16 protein-coding genes are annotated in these 19,549 nt (G+C 69.2%); 7 read left to right on the top strand and 9 right to left on the bottom strand.

Annotated features, from left to right (window positions below; translation table 11 throughout):
• Window positions 1–109 precede the first annotated feature (109 nt).
• From QT386_RS17570 to QT386_RS17555, 4 genes are all read right to left on the bottom strand, one after another.
• Complete coding sequence (locus QT386_RS17570) at window positions 110–505, bottom strand: tRNA-binding protein (RefSeq protein WP_289275046.1); 396 nt, start codon at window positions 503–505, stop codon at window positions 110–112.
• An 82-nt stretch (window positions 506–587) separates the two neighbouring features.
• Entirely contained in the window at window positions 588–1,649 is a 1,062-nt protein-coding gene (gene ilvE / locus QT386_RS17565) for a branched-chain-amino-acid transaminase (protein WP_289275045.1), read from the bottom strand.
• A 19-nt stretch (window positions 1,650–1,668) separates the two neighbouring features.
• Window positions 1,669–3,327 (bottom strand): biosynthetic-type acetolactate synthase large subunit, encoded by a 1,659-nt coding sequence (gene ilvB, locus QT386_RS17560; RefSeq protein ID WP_289275044.1) that lies wholly within the window; start codon window positions 3,325–3,327, stop codon window positions 1,669–1,671.
• 224 nt (window positions 3,328–3,551) lie between these two features.
• Window positions 3,552–4,412 (bottom strand): hypothetical protein, encoded by an 861-nt coding sequence (locus QT386_RS17555; protein ID WP_289275043.1) that lies wholly within the window; start codon window positions 4,410–4,412, stop codon window positions 3,552–3,554.
• A 178-nt stretch (window positions 4,413–4,590) separates the two neighbouring features.
• Between QT386_RS17555 and QT386_RS17550 the strand changes: the two genes are divergently transcribed.
• The 3 genes from QT386_RS17550 (at window position 4,591) to QT386_RS17540 (ending at window position 5,856) form a co-directional block, all read left to right on the top strand.
• Window positions 4,591–4,809 carry a hypothetical protein gene (locus QT386_RS17550; protein WP_289275042.1) on the top strand — a complete coding sequence of 73 codons (219 nt, stop codon included), beginning with the start codon at window positions 4,591–4,593 and terminating at the stop codon, window positions 4,807–4,809.
• Between the two features lie 76 nt (window positions 4,810–4,885).
• Window positions 4,886–5,287 carry a hotdog fold thioesterase gene (locus QT386_RS17545; protein ID WP_289275041.1) on the top strand — a complete coding sequence of 134 codons (402 nt, stop codon included), beginning with the start codon at window positions 4,886–4,888 and terminating at the stop codon, window positions 5,285–5,287.
• 89 nt (window positions 5,288–5,376) lie between these two features.
• Entirely contained in the window at window positions 5,377–5,856 is a 480-nt protein-coding gene (locus tag QT386_RS17540; RefSeq protein WP_289275040.1) for a DUF3617 family protein, read from the top strand.
• 61 nt (window positions 5,857–5,917) lie between these two features.
• On the opposite strand, the gene QT386_RS17535 is transcribed toward QT386_RS17540, so the two are convergent.
• The 5 genes from QT386_RS17535 to QT386_RS17515 all read right to left on the bottom strand — a co-directional run bounded on the left by QT386_RS17535 (window position 5,918) and on the right by QT386_RS17515 (window position 12,283).
• The gene (locus tag QT386_RS17535) at window positions 5,918–7,174 is read right to left on the bottom strand and encodes a serine hydrolase (RefSeq protein ID WP_289275039.1); all 1,257 of its coding nucleotides are present in this window, start codon (window positions 7,172–7,174) and stop codon (window positions 5,918–5,920) included.
• Window positions 7,175–7,240: 66 nt separating this feature from the next.
• Window positions 7,241–8,482 carry an NAD(P)/FAD-dependent oxidoreductase gene (locus QT386_RS17530; protein WP_289275038.1) on the bottom strand — a complete coding sequence of 414 codons (1,242 nt, stop codon included), beginning with the start codon at window positions 8,480–8,482 and terminating at the stop codon, window positions 7,241–7,243.
• 75 nt (window positions 8,483–8,557) lie between these two features.
• Complete coding sequence (locus QT386_RS17525; RefSeq protein WP_289275037.1) at window positions 8,558–9,577, bottom strand: HD-GYP domain-containing protein; 1,020 nt, start codon at window positions 9,575–9,577, stop codon at window positions 8,558–8,560.
• A 75-nt stretch (window positions 9,578–9,652) separates the two neighbouring features.
• Window positions 9,653–10,669, bottom strand: a complete 1,017-nt coding sequence (locus tag QT386_RS17520) for a triacylglycerol lipase (protein WP_289275036.1) — start codon at window positions 10,667–10,669, stop codon at window positions 9,653–9,655.
• 84 nt (window positions 10,670–10,753) lie between these two features.
• Window positions 10,754–12,283: a YdiU family protein gene (locus QT386_RS17515; RefSeq protein WP_289275035.1), complete on the bottom strand. Its 1,530-nt coding sequence runs from the start codon at window positions 12,281–12,283 to the stop codon at window positions 10,754–10,756.
• 57 nt (window positions 12,284–12,340) lie between these two features.
• On the opposite strand from QT386_RS17515, the gene QT386_RS17510 reads away from it, so the two are divergent.
• The 4 genes from QT386_RS17510 (at window position 12,341) to QT386_RS17495 (ending at window position 19,488) form a co-directional block, all read left to right on the top strand.
• Window positions 12,341–12,532, top strand: a complete 192-nt coding sequence (locus QT386_RS17510; protein ID WP_289275034.1) for a PLDc N-terminal domain-containing protein — start codon at window positions 12,341–12,343, stop codon at window positions 12,530–12,532.
• Between the two features lie 46 nt (window positions 12,533–12,578).
• Window positions 12,579–15,821, top strand: a complete 3,243-nt coding sequence (locus QT386_RS17505; RefSeq protein ID WP_289275033.1) for an adenylate/guanylate cyclase domain-containing protein — start codon at window positions 12,579–12,581, stop codon at window positions 15,819–15,821.
• Window positions 15,822–15,948: 127 nt separating this feature from the next.
• Window positions 15,949–16,746 (top strand): outer membrane lipoprotein-sorting protein, encoded by a 798-nt coding sequence (locus QT386_RS17500; protein ID WP_289275032.1) that lies wholly within the window; start codon window positions 15,949–15,951, stop codon window positions 16,744–16,746.
• A 27-nt stretch (window positions 16,747–16,773) separates the two neighbouring features.
• Entirely contained in the window at window positions 16,774–19,488 is a 2,715-nt protein-coding gene (locus QT386_RS17495; protein WP_289275031.1) for an MMPL family transporter, read from the top strand.
• Window positions 19,489–19,549: the final 61 nt, after the last annotated feature.

The following is a 19,549-nucleotide window of genomic DNA, read 5'->3' as shown; positions in this document are numbered from 1 at the left end:
TGGCTTGCCTGCGGCAAACCGGGCTACGTTCCGAGGCTTTTTGTAGGAGCCAGCTTGCTGGCGACATGCTCTTTGCTGTCGCCAGCAAGCTGGCTCCTACAGGAAAATCTCAGGCCACCAATGCACCGTCGGGAGCCTCGCCATCCGGCGCCAGCAGGTTCACCGTGCCATCGGGCGACAACGCCCCCAGGACCAGGAACTGGCTGGTGAAGCCGGCGATGCGCTTCTCGCCGAGGTTGATCGCGCCGACCACGCGACGTCCCACCAGGGATTCGGCCGCGTAGTTGGTGACCTGTGCGCTGGTCTGCAGCACGCCCACCGCCGGGCCGAAGTCCACGCGCAGCTGGTAGGCCGGCTTGCGCGCCTTGGCGAAGGGCTCGGCGCTTAGCACCGTGCCCACGCGCAGGTCCAGCGCCAGGAAGCCCCCGCTGCCGCAGTCCGGCTTGCGTGGCCATTTCTCCGGCGCGTAGGGCTGGTTTTCGGTATCGATGATGTGTTGCACCATGGGCGAATCCTTTCTGGGGTAGGAGCGGCCGCTGGCCGCGAGGCATCCATCGCGGCCAGCGGCCGCTCCTACGACGAAGTTGTCACAACCGTACGCGCCAGGACGGGTAATCCGCCACTGAGCCTTCCTGTACCGCCTTGAGCCGTGCCCCCAGGCGCGCGGGCAGGCCATTGTCGGGTACCGCGATGTCACCCTGCGCAGTGCCGATGCCCGCGATGCGCACGATACGCGAGGCCGTGCCGCAGCCGAAGGCGCAACCCAGCGTGGCGCTGGCGGCGGCGTGGCGCAGCTCATCCAGGCTGACGGCCTGCTCCACGGCATCAATGCCACTTGCACGCGCCAGCTGCAGCAGCGAGTCGCGCGTCACGCCGGCCAGGATCGTGCCGTCCAGCGGCGGTGTCAGCAGGCGCTCGCCGATCTGCACGAACAGGTTCATGGTGCCGGCCTCGCCCAGCCAGCGGTGAGTGGCGGCGTCCAGCCAGATCACGTCGTCGTAGCCGCGCTCGCGGGCACGCAGCAGGCCGGAGAGCCCGGCGGCATAGTTGGCGCCGGTCTTGGCGGCCCCGAGGCCGCCGGGTGCGGCGCGGATCAGCTCGGTCTCCGCCCAGAGGCGCAGCGACTTCGGCAACGGATCGCTGCTCGGCGTCACCGTCACGCTGTAGCGGTGGCGCGATGCCTGCTTCAGGCCCAGGGCTTCCTCGTCGGCATGGATCGTCGGCCGCAGGTACAGCGAGCCGCGCCCGGCGGGCGGCAGCATCGCCTCGTGGATCTGCACCGCCTGCACGCAGCTGCGCAGGAACAGCGCCTCGTCCACGGCCGGCAGGTGCAGGCGCTGCGCACTGGCGTTGAGGCGGCGCAGGTGCATGTCCGGGCGGAACAGGTGGATGCCGCCATCCGGCGATCGATAGGCCTTCATGCCCTCGAACACCGACAACCCGTACTGCAGGCCGCCGCTGGCGATCGCCAGGCGCGCGTCGTCACGCTCCAGCACCTGCGCCGCGCTCCAGCCTTCACCGTCGTGGTCGCTGACGACGAGGTAAGGCGCCAGCACCTGGCCGAAGCCCAATGCCTCGGGGGCAGGCCAGTTGAGGGGGAGCGCGGCGCGGGGAAGGGCGGGTTCAAGCTCGGGTTCGGCAAGTTTCATGGCGGTTCTCGGTGGTGAGTCAATGAATCACTTCAGTATTCGCAGCCCCCGGCGCTACCATCGGCAGCACCAGTTCCTCGGCCTGCACTGGCGCGCGGATCAGCACCGGGCCGGGTCGGGCGAAGGCGGCGCGCAAGGCGCGCTCGGGATCGTGGGCGATGGCCAGGTCGTAGGCCGGCACGCCGAAGGCCTCGGCGATGGCGGTCAACGATGGCGGCTGCGCATACAGCGAGCCGCTGAAGCGCGACTGATAGAACAGTTGCTGCTGCTGGCGCACCATGCCCAGCGCGGCGTTGTCCATCACCACGATCTTCACGTCCAGCTGCAGCTCGGCCAGCGTCGCCAGCTCCTGGATGTTCATCATCAGGCTGCCGTCTCCGGTGAAGCACACCACCGGCGTGCGCGGCAACGCCAGCGCGGCCCCGATGGCGGCCGGCAGGCCGAAGCCCATCGTGCCCAGGCCACCGGAGGTCAGCCAGCGTTCCGGCCGCGAGAAGGGATAGCTCTGTGCCACCCACATCTGGTGCTGCCCCACGTCGGTAGTGATAGCCGCATCCGGCCCCGCGATGCGGCCCACGGCCTGGATCAGGCCATAGGGGCGGCGTGCATCGTCCGCGCCCGGCAGCAGCAGGGGCAATTCGCGGCGTAGCTCGCCCACGCGTGCCAGCCACGGCGTGCGCAGCACCGGCTGCACCGCCTGCTCCAGCGCCTCGAGCGCGTAGCCGGCGTCGGCACAGATCGCCAGCTCGGCGCGGCGGATCTTGTGCAGCTCGCGCGGGTCTGCGTCGATATGGATCACCTGCGCGTTGGGTGCGAAGCGGTCCACGCGGCCGGTGGCGCGGTCGTCGAAACGCGCGCCGATCGCAATCAGCAGGTCGCACTCCTCGATCGCCTGGTTGGTGTAGCGCGCGCCGTGCATGCCCAGCATGCCCAGGGCCAGCGGATGCTCCGGCGGCAGTGTGCCCAGGGCCATCAGTGTGGTGGTGGTCGGCAGGCTGGCGCGCTCGGCCAGCCGCTGCGCCGAGGCCTGCGCGCGTGCCTGTGTCACGCCGCCGCCCAGGTATAGCACCGGGCGCTTGGCCGACGCGATCATCTGCACCGCCTGCGCGATCAGGGCGGGGTCGGGCCGGCACGCACGGGCCGGTTGCAGCGGCTCCGGTATCCAGGCGCCGTGGATGATCTCGGTCTGCACGTCCTTGGGGATGTCCAGCAGCACCGGGCCGGGGCGGCCGCTCTCGGCCAGCCGAAAAGCCTCCGGCAGCAGCTCCAGCAGTTCGCTGGCCGCGCCCACGTGGAAGGCGGCCTTGGTGATCGGCCGCGCCATGGGCACCGCCGCCACCTCCTGGAAGGCATCGGTGCCGATCATCCTGCGCGCCACCTGGCCTGCGATGCACACCAGCGGCACGGAATCCATCTTGGCATCGGCCAGGGCCGTCACCACGTTGGTCACGCCGGGGCCGGAGGTGGCCAGCACCACGCCGGCGCGGCCGGTGACCCGCGCGAGCCCGTGCGCGATGAAGGCGGCGCCCTGCTCGTGGCGCGCCAGGATATGGGTCAGCGTCGAATCGGCCAGCGCCCGGTACAGGGGCAGCAGCGCGCCGCCGGGGATGCCCGGCACCAGCGCCACGCCCTGGCGTTCCAGGAAGCGGGTGATCAGTTGTGCGCCTGTGATGTCCATGTCGTTTGGTCCTTGGTTCCTGGACCCCGACGACTCGATACCGGCGCTATAAAGCAGAAAACCCCCGCCGGTATCGCGCCGGCGGGGGTCTGTTTGATGCGTGCAGAGCCCCTACGGCGCGTCGGTAACGACGACCGCTACGAGGGCAATAATGGTCTGCTGGAAGCTGTTCATGCGGCGCGCAGTGTAGAGCCGGGCGGGGCGTGCCGGCAAGTGGGGCCTGATCAGCGGCCGCCCGAGCGGTGGTGGCGGTAGCTGTACTGCAGCTGCCGCGACAGCGCCGGCAGGTCCAGTTCATGGTCGCGCGCCAGGCGCTCGGCGCGCTCGCGGATCGCCAGCCAGTCCGGCGGGCGCTGGGGGTTATTGGTGGCGAACACCACGCGGTTGCCCAGACCCTTGACCTCCACCGACATGATCGCGCCAAAGATCTCGCCGAGCATGCGCTGCAGTTCGTTGATGCGCGTCGCCGGGCCCAGCAGGTTCACCGCCACGATGGCCTCGCGGTGCAGGCGTGCCTGCAGGTTGCGGTAGAAGCTTTCCTCGCACAGTGCCGCCACCGTGCCGGTGTGATCGCAGCCATCGATCAGCACCACGTCGGCCCGCTCTCGGGTGGAGGCGAACCACTCCACCGCATCGGCATGGACGATGCGCGTGCGCTGGTCCTGCGGCGGCAGCTGGAACCACTCGCCGAAGGCGATCACGTCCGAGTCGATCTCCAGCGTCGTCACCCGGGTTTGGGGCAGGTGGCGGTGGCAGTAGCGCGTCAGCGAGCCGCCGCCCAGGCCGACGATCACCACGTGCTGCGGCTGCGGCAGCCACAGCAGGAAGCCCATCATCTTGCGCGTGTAGGCGAAGGACAAGGTGTCGGGCGTGCGCAGGTCGAATTGGCTCTGCACGTAGCGCAGGTTGAAGTGCAGGCGCCGCGACTCGCCGTCGTCGAACAGGAAGGGCTTGCCGTACTCGTCGTCGCGCAGTTGGCGGCGCAGTTCCGGGAGGTCCGCGTCCGCCGGCTCGAGCAGGCGGATCACGCCCTTTTCCGACAGGAAGCGGGCGGAAATCTCGTGCCACTGCAGGGTCTTGCTCAAGCGGTCAGGACGCGGAAGAGGGATGTTCAAAGCATAGCAGAGGGTTTTTGCGGGATTTCGGGGGCTTTTGCGGCCTCTTCAGCCGTGGTTCATCCGAACGGGCGAGTCCGCTCGTTCGAGGAGGGTTCAGCCAGGCCTTGCTAAGGTGGCTCCGTAGTCCGCGAAAAGAGCCTTTGCCATGTCACCCGCTGAACCGTTGCCGAGCCGCACCATACCCCTGACCCGGGTACGCCGCGCCCGCGCCACGCCGGCACCCACCGCCCCTTCGGCAACTGCGTCCTGCGTTGCCCTGCCTCGGGCATCCATGCCCTCGGAAGCCCTGCAGCCGTTCTGCGGCTTTGCCGCCGCCATGGCGGAACTGGCGCGGCAGTCCGACCAGCGCTGCAGCCGCCGCTGAGCCGGCCTCCGGCCTTTGGGCGCGCCTTCCGGCGGCGCCCGCCTACAATGCCGCATCCCCACCTTGAGGAAGCGGCATGAGCGACGAACTGAAGAACCCCACGCGCCAGACCCTGGCCAGCACCCTGGACATGGACATCGTGGAGATGACCAAGGAGCGCGTCGTGGCCCGCATGCCCGTCGGCCCCAAGGTGCACCAGCCCTTCGGCCTGCTGCACGGCGGCGCCTCCGTGGCGCTGGCCGAGACGGTGGCCTCCATCGGTGGCTGGATGAACGTGGACCGCGAGAAGGAAGGCGTGGTGGGGCTGGAGATCAACGCCAACCACCTGCGCGGCAAGCGTGATGGCGTGGTCACCGCGGTGGCCACGCCCGTGCACGTGGGCCGCAAGACCCATGTCTGGGAGATCCGCATCAGCGACGAGCAGGACAAGCTGGTCTGCCTGTCGCGCTGCACGCTGGCGGTGGTGCCCGCGCCCTGACGCCGTTTGAGAACTGCTGCGCAGACGGCTCCGCCGACTTGACGCAATCTGCCGCCCGCAATATCCGGCGGATCACGAAGGGGAGTGTCATGCGCAAGCAGTGGACGATGGCGATGCTGGTCCTGTTGGCGAGCACGGCCGCGATGGCCGAGCCCCGTGAGGGCAAGTGGGAATACACCAGCACCATGAAGATGGAGGGCGGGGCTGCCATGCCCCAGGCGCCGCAACTGCCCCCCGGCACCAAGCTGCCCCCGGGCGTGCAACTGCCGCAGTTCGGCCCCAAGGGCATGACCATGAAGCACAGCAGCTGCCTGACCAAGGATGACTTGGTGCCCAAGGACAATAATGGCGAGTGCAACGTGACCAAGTTCGACCGCAAGGGAGACACGGTGACCTGGGCCGCCACCTGCAACACGCCCAAGGGCAAGGCGCTGGGCCAGGGCACGGCGACCTACACCGACACCACGATGACCTCCACCATGACCTCCAACATCGACGACAAGGAGATGGGCAAGGTCAGGATGAAGCAGGAGATGACCGGTCGTTACGTCGGTCCCTGCGACAAGTAAGTCCGCAACCCAGGCCGCTTTCCCGAGCCCGGCATCCCGCGATGCCGGGGCGTTCGTGTTTTCAGTCCACCCGAGGGCAAGCCTGCCCGATCGCCCCTACCACCCGCGTCGCGCCCAGCAGCCCAGAAGGCGACAACGACTTTCCGGTATTGAGCAACGCCACCGAGATGTCGCGTGCAGGGTCAGCCCAGCAGATCACGGTCATGAAGCCGATGTGGCCGTAGGCGCGGCCGCTGTTGAGGCCGTAGAGCCCCACTGGATCGCTGCCCAGCATGAAGCCGGCGGAGAAGGGCATGGGGATGCCCAGCGTGCGGTCGAACTGCCAGCTGCGGCCTACGCGCGCGGTCATCTCGCGCACGGTCTCGGGCTTGAACAGTTGCCGGCCGTTGTAGCGGCCGCCGTTGAGCAGCATCTGGAACACGCGGCTGGTTTCGTCCGCCGTGGCCCAGATGTTGCCGGCCGGCACCACGGCGTCGTAGAAGGCGTCGGCGTTGGAGGCTTCCACTGCGGCGCTGAAGGGCACGCCCAGTACCTGCTTGGCCATGCGCGTCAGCGGCCAGATCGGCGGGATGCCGGTGCAGGCGTTGCGCGGCGCCAGGTGGCGGTGTTCGCGCGCCAGGCCGTAGGTCATGTAGCGGCAGTCCAGCGGCTCGGCGATCCACTCGCGCAGCAGTTCCGGCAGCTCGCGCCCGGTGATGCGGCGCAGCAGCTCGCCGACGATGAAGCCGGCGGTCAGAGCATGGTAGGCCTGCTTGTCGAAGTCCGGATCGAAGGGCTTGGCCTCGCACAGCAAGCGCACGATCTCGTCCCATTCCAGCAGCAACTCCGGCTTGGGGTCGATATGCGGGATGTCCGGGATGCCGGCGCGGTGGCCCAGCAACTGGCGCACGGTGACGCGGCCCTTGCCGGCCTGTCCGAACTCGGGGATGAAGTCGGCGATGCGGTCCTCGAGCTGCAGTTGGCTCTGCTCGATCAGCTTGTGCAGCAGCAGCGCCGAGATCGCCTTGGAGGCGGAAAACAGGCAGATCGGCGAGTCAGGCTGCAGCGGCACCAGCGGGCTGCTGTCGCCCGGCGTGTTGCCGGACACGGCGCCCAGCGCGCGCTTCATCACGATGCGGCCGTGGCGGCGGATCACCAGCGTGATCGCCGGCTGCAGGCCACCGCGATACAGCGACTCCACGGCGCGCCAGATGCGGCGTACGCCGTCCTCGCTCATGCCGACATCCTGTGGGCGGCATTCCGCGTCGTGATCGATGGTGGTCAGGCCGCGCAGGCTCTGCGGTACAGCGATGCGCCCTGGGCGCGTGAACATCAGCATGAGGCAGGCCCCCCTTGGCCTTGGCTCTCGCCGCCGGCCCCCAAGGCCAGCGGTCTCGGTTGCAACCTATGCGGGCAGCAGCGACTTCAGCGAGACGGATTCGTCGGCGAGCAAGGCCGGGTCGATCCGTGCGCGCAGGGCCACCAGCTTCTTGGCGAACATGAAATCCTGCGGGCGGCTTACCGTGTCGGCGGCGATCAGCTGGCCGTCGCCCAGGTAGAACGCGGCGAAGGAGCGCGTGGCCGGATCGCCGCGCAGCACGAAGCGGTCGAAGCCGGCGGACAGGCCCACCATCTGCAGCTTGAGATCGTATTGATCGGACCAGAACCAGGGCACCATGTCGTAGCGCCTGGGTTGCCCGGCCAGGGCATGCGCGGCGGCGCGGCCCTGTTCCATCGCGTTCTGCACCGACTCCAGCCGCAGGCGGCGGCCATAATGGAGGTTAGGGTGATTGGTGCAGTCGCCGGCCGCGACGATGTCCGGGTCCGAGGTCTGCGTGAATTCGTCCACTACGATGCCGTTGTCCACCGCCAGGCCCGCGGCCTGTGCCAGCTCGACGTTGGCGATCAGGCCGATGCCTGCCACCACGAAGTCCGCTTGGATGCGCGAGCCGTCGCCCAGCCGTACCTGGGTCACGCGATCATCGCCCTCCAGGGCGGTGATCTGCACGCCGGTGCGCAGGTCCACGCCGGCATCGCGGTGCGCCTTCTCGTAGAACTCCGACAGCTCCGGCACCGTCACGCGCGCCAGCACGCGTGGCAGGCTCTCCAGCACCGTGACCTTGAGCCCGAGCTTGACCGCCACCGCCGCCACTTCCAAGCCGATGAAGCCCCCGCCGACGATCACGGCATGCTTGCCCGGCTGGCAGTGCGCGCGGATCGCCTCGACATCGGCGATGGAACGCAGCGGGTAGACGTTGGGCTTGTCGGCGCCCGGCAGTGTCAGCAGGCGGGCGCGGCCACCGGTGGCCAGGCACAGCTTGGAATAGGGCAGGCGGCTGCCGTCCGACAGTGCCAGCGTCTTGCCGGCGCGGTCGAGGCTTTCGGCGCGGCGGCCGGTCAGGACCTCGATGCCGGCCTTCTCGAGGTTGGCCTGCTGCATCACGTAGAGGCTTTCCGCGGTCACGCTGCCGGCCAGGTAGGCCTTGGACAGCGGCGGGCGCTTGTAGGGCAGGTGGGTCTCTTCGCCGACGATCACGACGCGGCCCTGGTAGCCGATCTTGCGCAACTCGACGGCAGTCTCGGCGCCGGCCTGGCCGGCACCGACGATGACGATGGGGTGCGGGGTGGGATGGGGGGTGTCGCTCATGATGCAACCGGCGGTTCGGGGCGTGCCCGCAGTGTCCGGCAGGGCCGGCGAGGCCTGCATCCGCCGTTTGGGGTATCAGCCCCGGGCCAGCAGCGCCTCGATCTCCGGCAGCAGGGCGCCCAGGTGCTGAGTCAGGCCTGGATCGTAATAACTGCCGGCGCGCTCCTGGATCAGCGCCACCGCCTGCGCCGGCGAGCGTGCGGGGCGGTAGCTGCGCGTGGAGACGATCGCGCAGAAGGTGTCGGCGATGGCGACGATGCGGCCTTCCAGCGGAATCGCCTCGCCGGCCAGGCCCTGCGGGTAGCCCAGGCCGTCCCAGTGCTCGTGGTGGGTCAGCGCCACCAGGCGTGCCGTCGCCATCAGCGGGTGCGGGTGGCGGCCGATGATCTGGGCGCCGATCAGCGGGTGGCAGCGCATCAGCTCCCAGTCGTCCAGCGTCAGCGCCTCGGTCTTGTAGAGGATGCTGTCGGGTACGCCGATCTTGCCGACGTCGCGCAGCAGCGCCGCCAGCGCGAGATTGCCGGCGGCCTCCTCGTCCAGGCCCGCGGCGCGTGCCAGCAGCAGGGTCAGGGAACCGGCATGGTCGGCCGTTTCGCCCTCGGGGTTGATGTGCCACTCGGCGGCACGGCCCAGGCGCCGGATCAGCTGCAGGCGGCTGTCCTCCAGGTCCTGCGTGCGCTTGCGCACCAGGTCGCCCATGTGATGCTCCTGGTCGGCCAGTGCCAACTGCGCCGCCACTCGCGCGCGCAGCAGGGCGGGGCGCAGCGACCCCGGCAGGCAGTCCGCGCTGCCCGCAGCCAGGCAGGCCTCGTCGTCGATCTCCTGGCCCTGAGCGACAAAGATCACCGGGATGTGCCGGGCGCGCGTGTCGGCCTTAAGGCGGGTGCAGGCTTCCAGGCCGGTCATGTCCGGCAGCGTTGCCGGCAGCAGGATCAGGTCGGGCGCCAGGTCGTCATAGGCAAAGGCCAGCACCGCTTCGCCCGTGGTGGCGAACAGCAGCGTGTAGCGCTCCTGTAGCGCCGCGCGCAAAGCATCCAGGCCGGACGCATCGGGTTGCGCCAGCAGCAGGATGGCCTTGGTGGATTCGGCGGGCATGGATGGTTTCCGTACCGCGCCACTGTACGGCATCCGGGGCGGAGGGGCCTGAACGCCGATCCACTTTCGGTGTTCCTACCGGGCGTAGGGTTTCAGCTCAGGCTCCTGGCGGGCGAGGTGCAGCGCCGGCAGGCCGTTGCCCGGCTCCTTCAGCAGGATGGTGAACAGGCCTCCGAGCAACTGGGGCAAGGGCGCGATGACCAGATTCGGCACCACCGGCAGCAGGCCGCACAGCGCTGCGCCGCCGGCGCGCTCCACGTTCGCAGGCCCCGGATGCTGGATCGCATCCAGGGCAAGCTCGAAGGCCACGCGATCGACCAGGCCGATGGTGGCGTGCTCGACGATGCGACCCGGGCAGATATCCTGGATCAGGATATTGGTGACGTTCGGGTTGTTCTGGCCGGGCTCGATCATGGCGGTCTCGACCGGCCGCACCAGTTCGTCGAACTGCGTGTACATCGCCGTGTAGGAGATGTCGCCCGGCGTCTGGTCGCCACGATTGGTGGCCTGCATGAAGGCCGAGTCGCCGCCGAACTGGTAGAACACCTCCGGCAGGCCGACCAGCGCCGGCAGCAGCGGCAGCGAGCCCAGGGCGGCGATGCTGATGCCGTAGTTGGGGCCGGCCTGCATCACGAAGTCGTCCACCGCGTCGCGGGCCGAGGGCCACCACTTGATCGCCCAGCGCGGCACCGCCACGCCCTGGCTGTGACCGATCACCGCGACCTTGCGGCCGCTCTCGGCATGCATGCGCCGCAGCGCATGGACCACGTACTCCGCCGAGACCTGCATGTCGCCCAGGCCCCGGTCGGGGTAGGTGACGGTGCAGACGTCGTAGCCGCGTTCCACCAGCAGCGGCTTGTAGGTCCACTCGTACTGCTCGAAGCCGGCGGTGAAGGTGCCGTGCACCAGCAGCACCGGCGGCTTGTCCGGGTGGGTGAATTCGGTGCAGTCCAGCGCCGCGTCGAGCTTGGCGACGTCGGTCTCCAGCGGCGGCTCGGCGATGCCGGCCTCGCCCGAGGCGGAGCCACCGCTGCAGGCGGACAGTAGGGCGGCGGCCGCGAGCGCGGCCAGCGTAGCGATGCGGATGGTCATGGGCTCTCCCCCGGGTTCTTCTGGCGAGGGGCAGCATCGGTCAAGGTGGTGAACGCCGCCTCATCCGATCGTGGGAGCGGGACCCTAAGACGAGCAGCTGACGCTGATGTGCCGCGCCTCCGGTGGCGGCTCCGCGGCATAGGCCTCGGACTCCGGCTGCTCGTCGAAGGGCCGGGCCAGCAGGTCCATCAGCCGGCCGATCTCGCTGCTGTCCCCGGCCTCGGCGCGCTCGATGCAGTGCTGCGCCAGGTGGTTGCGCAGCACGTACTTCGGGTTCACGGCATTCATGGCGGCTGCGCGCGCGGCATCGTCGGAGCCTTCCGCCCGCAGGCGCGCACGGTAGTCCTCCACCCAGGCGTCGAAAGCCTCCTGCGCCAGGATTTCCTCACGCACGCCGGTGGCCGGCCCGGTATCGGCCGCACGGATGCGCGACAGGTGGCGGAAGCTGCGGGTGAAGTCGCTGCGGCCCTGGTGCAGCAGGGTCAGGAAGCGGTTGATCAGCTGCTCGTCGCCGTCGCGGTGTTCGCGCAGGCCGATCTTGGCGCGCCAGCGCTGCACCACGTCCTGGCCATAGGCCAGGCCGTAGGCTTCCAGTATCGCGGTGCCGATCTCAACCGCCGCCTCCGGGTCTTCGTGCAGCAGCGGCAGCGTCGCCTGCACCAGCCGCGAGACGTTCCAGTGGCCGATGCGCGGCTGCTGGTCGTAGGCGTAGCGGCCGCCCTCGTCGGAATGGTTGCAGATGTGGCCGGACTCGAAGCCGTCCATGAAGCCATAGGGGCCGTAGTCCAGCGTCAGCCCCAGGATCGACATGTTGTCGGTGTTCATCACGCCATGGCAGAAGCCCACGGTCTGCCAGCCCGCCATCAGGCGGGCCGTGCGCTCGCAGACCTCGGTCAGCCAGGCGCGATAGCGATCCGGCCGGTCCCACAGCTGGGGGAAATGCCGCTGGATGACGTGGTCCGCCAGCGGCCGCAGCTGATCGTGCTGGTTGCGGTAGTAGAACACCTCGAAGTGGCCGAAGCGAACGAAGCTCGGCGCCATGCGGCAGACCACCGCGGCGGTCTCGAGGGTCTCGCGACGCACCGGCTCGGCGCTGCCCACCAGGCTCAACGCGCGGGTGGTGGGAATACCCAGATGGTGCATCGCCTCGCTGCACAGATACTCGCGGATGCTGGAGCGCAGCACCGCGCGCCCGTCGGCGAAGCGCGAGAACGGTGTCTGGCCGGCCCCCTTTAGCTGTAGCTCCCAGCTGCCGCCCCCGGGACTGCCGACGGCGGCGACCAGCATCGCGCGGCCGTCACCGAGCTGCGGTACCCACTGGCCGAATTGGTGACCGGCATAGAGGCTGGCCAGGTAGTCGCCGCCGGGCAGCTCCGCGTTGCCCGCCATCACATCCAGGAAACGCGGGTCTTGCGCCGCGGCCGGTGGCAGGCCGATCAGGGCGGCCGCGTCCGCATTGAAGTGCAGCAGGCGGGCGTCGGACAGGGAGGCGGGGTGGACGCGGGCGTGGTAGCTGTCGCCCAGGGCAGCATAGGCGTGGTCCAGCGGCAGGTCGTGCAGGGACAGGTTCGGCATGGCGCGCAGGATAGCGCGACGGCGGCCGGGGCCGTTCATGTGCCGTTCAAAATGCCTGATCCATAGTGGCCCAGAATCCAAGGAAGGGAGCTTCAAATGAACTACGGATACAGCGGCATCTTTGGCATCCTCCTGCTCATCGCAGTGGTCTACGCCATCATCAACATCGCCCAGAGCGGCGCGGACTCGGGCAAGAAGGCCCTGTGGATCGTGCTGGTCCTGGTGTTGCCCTTGCTGGGCTTCATCCTGTGGTTTTTCCTCGGTCCCAAGAGTGGCGGCAAGGGGTAGCCGTAGGTAATTGATCCGGGACCAAGGCCCAGGCTTATGATGGGGCATGCCCACATGCCCTTCCTGCAGTAGCCCCAACCCGGACGGCTCGCGCTTCTGTAACCAATGCGGCCAGCGCCTGGACGCCGTCCCGGCGCCGGCTCGCAGCTACACGCCGCGCCACCTCGCCGAGCAGGTGCTGCGCAACCGCGGCGCCCTGCAGGGCGAGCGGAAGCGCGTCACCGTGCTGTTCGCCGACGTGAAGGGCTCCACGCGGCTGGCGCAGGAGGCCGGCCCGGAGCTGTGGCATTCCATCCTGGATCGCTTCTTCTCGATCCTGTCGGCGGCGGTGCACCGCTACGAGGGCACCGTCAACCAGTACACCGGCGACGGCATCATGGCCCTGTTCGGGGCGCCGGTGGCGCACGAGGACCATGCCAGCCGCGCCTGCTTTGCCGCGCTGGAGATGCAGCGCGAGGTACGGCGTTTTGCCGACGAACTGCGCCTGGGCAAGGGCCTCAATCTTTCCATGCGCGTCGGCATCAACACCGGCGAGGTGATCGTCGGCCGCATCGGCGACGACCTGCGCATGGACTACACCGCACAGGGCCACACCGTGAACCTGGCGGCGCGCATGGAGCATATCTGCGAGCCGGGGCGCATCTACCTGACGCGGCTCACCGCACGCCAGGTGGAGGGCTACTTCCGCCTGCGCGAACTGGGGCCCATGCAGGTCTCCGGTGTCGAGGAGGCGGTGGAAGTCTACGAGCTGGAGGGGCAGAACGCCGGGCGCACGCGCCTGGACCTGAGCCTGGCGCGTGCCGGTTCGCCCTTCGTCGGCCGCGAGCGCGAGCTGGGCCTGCTGCTGTCGGCGCTGGACCGCGTGCGCGGCGGTGATGGGCAGGTGGTGGCGGTGATCGGCAACGCCGGCATCGGCAAATCGCGGCTGTGCCACGAGTTCGCGCGGGCCTGCGCAGCGGCCGGGCTGCCGGTGCACCGTGCCACCGGTGTGCCCTACCGCAACGCCGTGCCGATGCAGCCGATCCGCATGCTGGCGCGCAGCCGCCTGGGCCTGACCGGCGAGTCGGGGCCTGACGAAGTGCGCCGCCTGGTGGCCGGCACCTTCCTGCTGCAGAACCCCGGCCTGGCGCCGCTGCTGCCGGCGGTTTTCGATTTCCTGGGTGCCGGTGGCGCCGCCCTGCCGCAGGACCAAGCCGAGCAGGTCCGCGGCCGGCTGATGGGCCTGCTGGCGCAGCACCTGGCCTGCGACGAGGGCGAGCAGCCGCAGGTGCTGCTACTGGAGGACCTGCATTTCCTAGACCCCGCCAGCGAGGAATTCGTGGCCCAGCTCTGTGCCCAGGTGCGCGGCAGTGGCCGGACCCTGCTGCTGCTGAACTATCGGCCGGACTATGTCAGCGAGGACCTGATTCCGTGGCTTGATGAACAGGTGCGCGTCACCGCCCTGGACGACGCCCAGATCGAGCGCCTGGCGCGCAGCCTGCTGGGCGACGACCCCAGCGTGCAGACACTGCCGCAGACCCTGCGCGAGCGCGCCGGCGGCAACCCCTTCTTCGTCGAGGAAGCGGTGCTGTCGTTGGCCGAGTCCGGCGAGTTGGAAGGGGAGCGCGGCGACTATCGCCTGGCCCGCGAGATCCGCCACTGGACCGTGCCCGACACCGTGCATGCGCTGCTGGCCGCGCGCATCGACCGCCTGCCGGACGAGGCCAAGACCCTGCTGCAGTCGGCCGCCGTGATCGGCCAGGAGTTCCGTGCGCCGCTGCTGGCCACGTTGGCCGAGCGCCAGGACGCGCAGTTCGAGGAGCAGCTGGGCCTGCTGGAGGAAGCCGGCTTCGTGCACCAGCGTGACGTCTCGGAATACGCCTTCTGCCATCCGCTGATGCAGGAGGTGGCCTACCAGGCACAGCTGGAGTCGCGCCGAGCCACCGCCCATGGCCGCCTTGCCGCCGAATTGGAAGGCCAGCATCCGCAGGCGGACGAGCCTACCGAGCTGGCGCTGCGTATCGCGCACCACTGGCAGCACGCCGGCGACTGGCTGCGGGCCGGGCGCTGGAACCTGCAGGCGGCGCGCTGGGCCTCGCCGCGCGACATGCGCCTGGGTCTGGAGCAATTCCGGCTGGCGCAGGCCCACCTGGACCGGGCCTCGGGGGGCGAGGAGCTGCGCCAGCTGCGCATCCTGGCCCGCTCCGGCCTGATCCGCATGGCGCAGTTCGCCAACGTGCCGGAGGCCGAGGTCGAGACCGCCTACAACGAGGCCCGGCTGATGGCGGAGGAGGGCGCCGACGTCGCCACCATCGCCGAACTCATGATGTCCTACGGCACCGAGCAGCTGCACCGTGGCGACTGTGAGTCCGCCGCGCAGTTGCAGGGAGGCGCGGCGCGCCTGGCGCTGGATGCCGGCGAGGCGCAACTGGTCAACCGTTTCCGCCTCGGCATCCTGCTGACCCATACCGCCGCCGGGCGTCCACTCGACGGCATCGCCCTGCTCGACGAAGCCGGCGAGGAATGGCGCACGCGGCCCATTGACGGCGACAACTTCATGTCGCGCGCCTTCCGCGCACTGATGCTGGGTTGGCTGGGGCAGTTCCGCGAGGCCGAGTGCGAACTGGCCGCCGCCGCGACCTTCGCCGAGACCGACGACCGCACCGCGAGCTGGATCCAGGCCAACCGCGTGGACCTGGCGATGCTGACCGGCGACACCCGCGAGGTGCTGGCCTGGGCGGAGCGGGCGACGCTGCGTTCCCGCCAGTTCGGCAGCCCCTTCTTCGAGGAGATCGCCGCGCGCGTCACCGGCCTGGCCCTGTGCCTGCACCGGCGCTTCGGCGAGGCGATCGAGCCGCTGGAGCGTATGCTGCACCTGGTGCGTCCTGGGGCCTACGCGCACCAGTTCGAGGCCGGGCACTGCGCCGTGCTGGCCACGGCCTATATCGGCGCCGGGCGTCCGCTGGACGGCCTGCGCCTGGCGCGGGAGGGCATCGCCTCCGGGCGGCGCTCGGGCTCGCGCATCTGGGAGTCACAGGCCCTGCTGGCGCTGTTGCGGCTGCCGCTGGAATTCCGCGATAAGGTGGAGCCGGAGGTGACCCTGGCGCGGCTGCGCGAGCTGATCGGCGCCACCGGAGCGCAGGGCCTGGAGCCCTGGCTGCACCTGGCACGGGCCCACTGGGCCGGCGATGCCGGCGAACGCCGCCGCCACCACGACGCCGCGGAGGCGGCCTTCCTGGCTCTGGGCGCGGACTTCCACGTCGAGCGTCTGCGCCGCGGCGAGGTTCCGCTGCAGGTCCTGCCCGCCTGAAAAAGCGCCTGCCGCCAGTCCTTTGCGAACCAGCGCGCGAAACGCCCCCCGCGGATGCATTATTCTGTCCGCAAACAAACGGCTGCCTTGAAAAGCGCAGCCCATCACAGGGGTTCGGGAGCGCGTCATGATCAGAATGCTCGCGGGAATCGTCTTGGCGGCTGCTCCGCTGCTGGCACAGGCCCAGGCTCCCGCCGCGGCCCCTGCGGCGGCCACGGCGGCCCCCATCGTCCAGTGCATGCGCGCCAACATCCCGCCTTCGGTGCAGGTCAAGGAAGTGGAGCTGATCTCGCGTGACCGCACCGGCGGGGAGCGCCAGCTGCGCGGGCGGCTCTACGCCACCAACGACAAGGATCGCGTCAAGGCGATGCTCAAGATCGGCTCGCCGCCCGACCTCGCCGGTGCTGCTTACCTGATGAGGGAAGGGACCAAGGCCGATGAGATCTATGTCTTCGTGCCGGCACTGAACAAAGTGCGCCGCGTGACCGGCGGCAACATGGACGGCCCGCTCTGGGGCACCGACCTCTCCTACAACGACCTCAAGCAGGTCCAGAACGCGTTCCAGGACCAGCAGGCCAAGCTCGAGGGCAAGGCCGTGCTCGACGGCACGCCGGTGCAGGTGCTGCAGTTCACGCCGCAGCCCGACCAGGCCTCGCGTTATACCTCGATCCGCGCCTGGGTCGAGCCCAAGAGCTGCATGGCACTCAAGGCCGAGTTCTACGAAGGCCTGCAGGTCGTGCGCAAGCGCTTCTCCGGCAGCGCCAAAGACCTAAAGCAGTCCGGCCCGCACTGGTACCTGGCCGACATGGTGGTGGCCGATCTCAAGGAAGGCACGCAGACGCGCATCAAGGTCACGGGCGTGGCGGCCGGCAAGGAACTGGCGGACCGCCTGTTCAATCCCGCGACGTTCTACGTCGGCAACTAAGACACCGGCTCCCGGAACCTCCGGCCCATGCAACGGCTCACCAGCTGGATCGCGGCTCACCCGCTGTACTGCATGGCGGTAGTGGCGCTGCTGTCGGTGCTGGCCTTCGTCACGGTCTATGACCTGCACGATAGCCGGCTGCGGCTGAAGATCGACCCCACCATCGAGCGCCTGTTGCCGGAAAAGGGGGACGACCGCGCGGTGTTCGACCGTGCGCGCGAGACCTTCGGCGACAGCGACGCCGTGCTGGTGGCGGTGGAGATGGACGAGGTCTTCACGCCGGAAGGCATCGCCCGGATCGACGCGCTCACGCGGCACTTCGGCGAACTGCCCGGTGTGCGCCAGGCCTCGTCGCTGGCCAACGTGCCGAACCCGCTGGCCGAAGGCGACATGCTGGAGATCAGCACCTTCGGCGCGCAGGCGCGCGAGAACCCGGAGCGGGTCAGGGCATTCCCGGCGCAGATCGCCGCCAACCCGATCTACCGTGATGCTCTGGTCTCCAAGGATGGCCGCACCGTGGCCTTCTCGATCTCGCTCGGCGACCTGAGCGAGGAGGACTTCCGCAAGCAGGACTACACCGGCAAGATCCGCGCGCTGGCGGTGGAAGTGGCCGGCTCCGACCGGGTCTGGATCACCGGCGGGCCGGTGATCAAGGCCGCCACTGTGGATGCGCTGCTGGACACGCTGGCCTTCACGCTGCCGGCAGTGCTCGCGCTGATCGTCATCATGCTGCTGCTGGTCAGCCGTAGCGTCTACGGCATGCTGGCGGGCGCTGCCACGGTGCTGATCTCGCTGCTGTGGACCATGGCCGCCGCGGTTCTGCTGGACATTCCCATCAACCTGGTCACGGCCATCGTGCCGCCGCTGCTGCTGACCCTGGGCCTGTCCTACGCCGTGCACCTGCAAGCCGATTACTACGCCGTGCGCGAGACCAGCCCCGAGGCGCGGGTGCAGCACGTGCTGTCCAAGGTCGGGCCCGGGCTGTTCCTGTCCGGCGCCACCACGGTGGCGGGCTTCCTGGCGCTGATGCCGCAGGCCCTGCCGGCGATCCAGCAGTTCGCAGGCCTGTCGGCCCTGGGCGTCACCTTCGGCATGCTCTTGACCATGGTGTTCCTGCCCTCGGCCCTGCGGCTGCAGCGGCAAAGCACCGCGCGGCGGCCGCTGGGCGAGCGCTTCTTCCTGGTGCAGGCCCGGCGCCTGGCGGTGTTCGACCTGCGCTGGCGCAACTGGATCATCGGCATCGCCCTGCTGACGGTACCCATCGACCTGTACTTCGCCAGCCGCATCCACGTGGGCACCGAGTACATCAAGAGCTTCCACGAGGACGCCGAGGCCCGACGCGACTTCGAGCACATCAACCAGGCCTTCAACGGCGCCAGCATCGTCTCGATCCTGATCGAGACCCACGTCAACGATGCCCTGACCGACCCTGAGTTGATCGGCCAGGTGGAATCGCTGCAGCACTGGCTGCGACGCCAGCCCGAGATCGGCAGCGTGGTGTCCTACGTGGACCACCTCAAGCTGATCAACCAGAGCATGAACGAGGGCGACCCGGCCTACTACGCGGTGCCGCGCGACGCAGCCTCGGTGAAGCAGTTGCTGGTGTTCGGCGGCAGTTCCGAGATCAAGCGGGCCATCGACTCGCGCTTCCGCAGCGCCTTGCTGACGGTGCGCATCAACGTCGACAGTTCCGCGCAGATCCAGGACCTGATCCAGCGCGTGGAGGAGCGCCTGGGCGAGCTCAAGCCGCCGCTCAACGCCAGCCTTACCGGCAGCCCGGTACTGGCCACGCGTGCGGTCAACGCCATCACCTCCGGACAGATTTCCTCGCTGGCGCTGGCGTCGTTCGCGATCTGGGTGATGCTGTCCTTCATGTTCACCTCGCCGCGCGCGGCGCTGCTGGCTATGCTGCCCAACCTGCTGCCGGTGCTGCTGTACTTCGGCATCCTGGGCATCAGCGGCATCAGCCTGAACCCCACCACCAGCATGATCGCGAGCATCGTGCTGGGTATCGCGGTGGACGACACCATCCACTTCCTGGCGCGCTTCAATGCCGATGCGCGCGCCAAGGGCAACGAGACCGCGGCGGTCAAAAGCGCCTTGGCCAGCATCCTGCGGCCGGTGACCTTCACCGTGCTGTCACTGTGCATCGGCTTCCTGGTGTTCACCGGCAGCGAGCTGAAGAACCAGGTGCAGTTCGGCGTGCTGGCCTCGTTCACGCTGTTCGTCGCCTGGTTCGCCGACATCCTGCTGACGCCGGCCCTGGGCTCCAAGCTGCGCATCGTCACGCTCTGGGACCTGCTGCGCCTGGACCTTGGCCAGTCGCCGCAGCACACTATCCCGCTGCTGTCGGGCCTGAGCCTGCGCCAGGCCCGCGTGTTCGCGCTGATGTCCAAGATGGAGAAGATGCACGAGGGCGGCCAGTTGATCCGCCAGGGCGACCTGTCGCGAGACATCTACGTGGTGGTGGACGGCACGCTGGAGGCCTGGATCGACCGCGGTGGCGAGCGCAAGACCCTGGCCACGCTGGGACGCGGCGCCGTGATCGGCGAGGCCGGCTATTTCGGCCAGCGCCGTACCGCCAGCGTCGACGCCGTGACCCCGGCGCGCGTGCTGCGCTTCGACTCGCAGGACCTCGAGCGCCTGCGCCTGCGCTATCCGCGTATCGCCGCCATCATCTTCCGCAATCTCAACCGCGTGCAGGCCGAGCGCATCGCGCGCACGACAGCGATGCTTCAATAAAAGCCTGACCTCCGTCCGTTCGCTTTGAAGTCCTGATCCGGTCAAAGGATCGAAGCGCAAG

The organism is Solimonas sp. SE-A11 (assembly GCF_030345715.1).
In the GTDB taxonomy this organism is placed as follows: domain Bacteria; phylum Pseudomonadota; class Gammaproteobacteria; order Nevskiales; family Nevskiaceae; genus Solimonas_A.
Note: the sequence above shows the minus strand (reverse complement) of the source record. Positions and strands in the feature narration are given on the sequence as shown.

Bases quoted from the DNA above. Each gene is read 5' to 3' on its own strand.
- QT386_RS17570 (WP_289275046.1), bottom strand. From the start codon at position 505: ATGGTGCAACACATCATCGATACCGAAAACCAGCCCTACGCGCCGGAG.
- ilvE (WP_289275045.1), bottom strand. From the start codon at position 1,649: ATGAAACTTGCCGAACCCGAGCTTGAACCCGCCCTTCCCCGCGCCGCG.
- ilvB (WP_289275044.1), bottom strand. From the start codon at position 3,327: ATGGACATCACAGGCGCACAACTGATCACCCGCTTCCTGGAACGCCAG.
- QT386_RS17550 (WP_289275042.1), top strand. From the start codon at position 4,591: ATGTCACCCGCTGAACCGTTGCCGAGCCGCACCATACCCCTGACCCGG.
- QT386_RS17545 (WP_289275041.1), top strand. From the start codon at position 4,886: ATGAGCGACGAACTGAAGAACCCCACGCGCCAGACCCTGGCCAGCACC.
- QT386_RS17540 (WP_289275040.1), top strand. From the start codon at position 5,377: ATGCGCAAGCAGTGGACGATGGCGATGCTGGTCCTGTTGGCGAGCACG.
- QT386_RS17535 (WP_289275039.1), bottom strand. From the start codon at position 7,174: ATGCTGATGTTCACGCGCCCAGGGCGCATCGCTGTACCGCAGAGCCTG.
- QT386_RS17530 (WP_289275038.1), bottom strand. From the start codon at position 8,482: ATGAGCGACACCCCCCATCCCACCCCGCACCCCATCGTCATCGTCGGT.
- QT386_RS17525 (WP_289275037.1), bottom strand. From the start codon at position 9,577: ATGCCCGCCGAATCCACCAAGGCCATCCTGCTGCTGGCGCAACCCGAT.
- QT386_RS17520 (WP_289275036.1), bottom strand. From the start codon at position 10,669: ATGACCATCCGCATCGCTACGCTGGCCGCGCTCGCGGCCGCCGCCCTA.
- QT386_RS17515 (WP_289275035.1), bottom strand. From the start codon at position 12,283: ATGAACGGCCCCGGCCGCCGTCGCGCTATCCTGCGCGCCATGCCGAAC.
- QT386_RS17510 (WP_289275034.1), top strand. From the start codon at position 12,341: ATGAACTACGGATACAGCGGCATCTTTGGCATCCTCCTGCTCATCGCA.
- QT386_RS17505 (WP_289275033.1), top strand. From the start codon at position 12,579: ATGCCCACATGCCCTTCCTGCAGTAGCCCCAACCCGGACGGCTCGCGC.
- QT386_RS17500 (WP_289275032.1), top strand. From the start codon at position 15,949: ATGATCAGAATGCTCGCGGGAATCGTCTTGGCGGCTGCTCCGCTGCTG.
- QT386_RS17495 (WP_289275031.1), top strand. From the start codon at position 16,774: ATGCAACGGCTCACCAGCTGGATCGCGGCTCACCCGCTGTACTGCATG.